This is a genomic window from Gemmatimonas sp., from assembly GCF_044376735.1.
In the GTDB taxonomy this organism is placed as follows: domain Bacteria; phylum Gemmatimonadota; class Gemmatimonadetes; order Gemmatimonadales; family Gemmatimonadaceae; genus Gemmatimonas.
The window spans coordinates 1-2,768 of the sequence record NZ_JBILKJ010000267.1; the positions used below are offsets into that span (position 1 = coordinate 1).

Annotated in this window: 3 protein-coding genes; 1 reads left to right on the forward strand and 2 read right to left on the reverse strand. The window is 70.1% G+C overall.

What is annotated here, in order from left to right; translation table 11 throughout:
• On the reverse strand, positions 1-1,219 hold a 1,219-nt coding region (locus ACIRA7_RS16470; RefSeq protein WP_396221917.1), incomplete at its 3' end, for a TonB-dependent receptor plug domain-containing protein.
• 71 nt (positions 1,220-1,290) lie between these two features.
• The gene (locus ACIRA7_RS16475; RefSeq protein ID WP_396221918.1) at positions 1,291-2,382 is read right to left on the reverse strand and encodes a FecR family protein; all 1,092 of its coding nucleotides are present in this window, start codon (positions 2,380-2,382) and stop codon (positions 1,291-1,293) included.
• A gap of 172 nt (positions 2,383-2,554) precedes the next feature.
• On the opposite strand from ACIRA7_RS16475, the gene ACIRA7_RS16480 reads away from it, so the two are divergent.
• Positions 2,555-2,768: RNA polymerase sigma factor (locus ACIRA7_RS16480; RefSeq protein ID WP_396221919.1), on the forward strand; the 214-nt coding region annotated here is incomplete at its 3' end.

Sequence of the window (2,768 nt, forward strand, 5' to 3'; positions counted from 1 at the left end):
CGAGCGTTCCGAGAAAGCCGGTGGTATTCGGCGTGGTGGCACCGCTGAACATCAGCCCCGTGCTGGCATTCGCGCGTTGGGCGGAGAACCGCGCGGTACCGGTGAACATGGTGTTCGCGCGCGCCACGCGCACGTCGGCATCGGCCAGCAGTCGCTGCTCCGAGGCACCGGGCACGTACGCCCCGACCGTTCCGACATTGAGACCGAGGCCGAGACTGCGTGAACTGCTGCCGCGGCGAAACGACAACGCATGGTCCTGCACGAAGGCATCACGCGGGGCGTACGCGGTGGCCGACAGGCCGGCCGTCGTGGACAGTTGCACGACCGGCGCGCCAGTCGGCGTCCCGTCGTGTCGGGTGAGAATGTTCACCACGCCGCTGATCGCATCGGCGCCGTACAGCGCCGCGCCCTGCGGTCCTCGGATCACTTCCACCCGCTCCACCCGTGCCGCATCGAGCTGCGTCACCAGCAGCGGATTCGCCACCTCGATCCCATCGAGATAGATCTTCGGCGCACTCGCGCCAAACGAACTCGCCCCGCGAATGCTGCCGTAGCGGGCCGACAGGGTGCCGGCACTCGCGGTCCACAACCACACGCCGGGCACCGCCAACTCCAGCGCTTCCCCAAGCGTCCCCACTCCCTGTCGCGCCAGCGTCGCACCATCGATCACATCGAGCGCAAAGGGCGAGCCGCGCTGCGGTGCGCCGTCGGGAGACCCGGTCACGACCACGCGATCGAGCACGCTGGCCCGCCGCGCAACCGTCGTGCCCGACATGCCACTCACCGCCGGGGCGACACCGCCCGGGCCGGCGCCGTCCGCCACCGTGCCGGCGCGCGAGGGGGCGAGGACGACCTGCGTGCTCCCCAGCACGATCGACCGCAGCGCACTGCCGGCCAACAGCGACTCCAGCACGGCGCCCACGGGAACACGATCGAGCGTGAGGCAGACCCGCTTGCCGGCCGGCAACAGCTCCGCGCTGTACGACAGCTCGATCTTGGCCACCGCGGCCAGTCGATCGAGTGCTTCACGCAGGGAGACGTCGGGCACGCGCAGATTCACGATCCGGTCGAGCGGCGGTGCCCACAACGAGGAGCGGTCCTGTGCCCCGAGCCGCCCCGCACACACTGGATCCGAGACCGCAACCGAGACGGCATGCGGGAGCAGCGCCGGCATCGCGGGCGCACGCTCGGCCCGAACGACAGCAAGGGGCGCGATCAAGACGGCGATCGCGCCCACGGTCCACCCGCCTCGTACCAGCTGCCACCCCATATGCGCGCTAATCGCCCCGTTCAAGGATTCGGCGTGGAACCCGGCCCCTGCGGCTGTAGCAGGATCGTATCGCCGTGCTGCACCACGTTGGCGCCGAGGGCCAGCGCAATCACCTGCACCACCTGCGCGGCGGAATCGCCGCGGAACGTCGCCGTCAGGGTGCGCCCGGCCAGCGCCGCATCGGCCACCTGCAGCTCGATGCCGTACCAGCGACGCACGTCGGCCTGCACTTCGGCCAGCGGCGCATCTCGATACACGAGCTGGCCGCGTGTCCACGACACATCGTCCTCGGTAACCGTACCGCGTGCCACCGCCACCGTGCCAGCCCCGAGCACGCCGCGGTCACCGGCCCGCAGCTCCACCGGGGCGGCACTCCCCGCCGTCGTATCGCGCAGCGCCACAATGCCGTGCGTCACCGCCACCGACACGCGACCATTCACATCGGTGTTCACCGAAAAGGCCGTGCCGATATCGCGAATCTCCGCACCACGCGAATGGACCACGAACGGATGCGCGCCGTCGTGCTGCACTTCGAAAAAGGCCGCACCGTCCAGCGTCACCTCGCGATGGCCGCGGCGGAATCCCGCAGCAACCGTGAGCCGGCTCCCCGGCGCCAGCACGACCGTGCTGCCATCGGAGAGCCTCACCGAATCGCGCTGCCCCACCGTCGTGGCGTACACCTGCGCCGTGCCCGTGTCGCCGCCACGCCACTGCGCGATCCCGACCATGGCCGTGAACGCCGCCGCGACCGCAAACACCGGCCCACGCCAGCGCCGCGCCGACGACGATCCCACCGACGGGATGGACGCGCCGCCGCGGTGGACCGTGAACGCCCCTGTCGAGGCACCCGTGACCGCCGAGGACGCCGCCATACGGGTCCGTACGGCCGCCAGCGCCCGTTCGGCATCCACCGCCACCGCCGATCGCATGGACGCCTGATCGGCCCGCGCCTTAACGATCGCCACCAACGCCGCGTCTTCCGGGTGGGCCGCCAGCCACTGGCTCACGGCGGCCGACTCCGCCGGGTCGCTTTCCCCCGCGACAAAGCGGGCGATCGCCTCCCAATCGGCGTCGGCAGCGGATTCAGCGAATGAACGGATTTCGTCGGACATGACCGAAAGACACGAGTGGATGGCGATACCCTACGTCCCCGCTTTTCCAGCAGGCCCCCGCGCAAAATCGCCGCAGTCTGGTGTAGTATACGCGGCAACGCCGGTCGGCAGGACTCTGGGGAGTCGCGTCGACCGCATTCCGTCCCAATCATTTCCCGCGCCCACGCCCCTCGTGTCCGACGCTGACTTGCTGGCTCGCCTCCGGGGCGGGGATCACGCAGCGTTCGATGCGATCTTTCGGCAGTGGTATGAGCCCGTGGTCCGCTCCGCCAACCGCGTGCTGCACGATCCCGGTGTGGCCGAAGAGCTCTCGCAGGACATCTTCCTCGAGTTGTGGCGTCGGCGCGAATCGCTCGCCCCCGACAGCAGCGTGGCCGGCTATCTGC

What these genes read in the sequence shown, in the direction of transcription:
- ACIRA7_RS16475 (WP_396221918.1), bottom strand. Translation starts at nt 2,382, where the DNA reads ATGTCCGACGAAATCCGTTCATTCGCTGAATCCGCTGCCGACGCCGAT.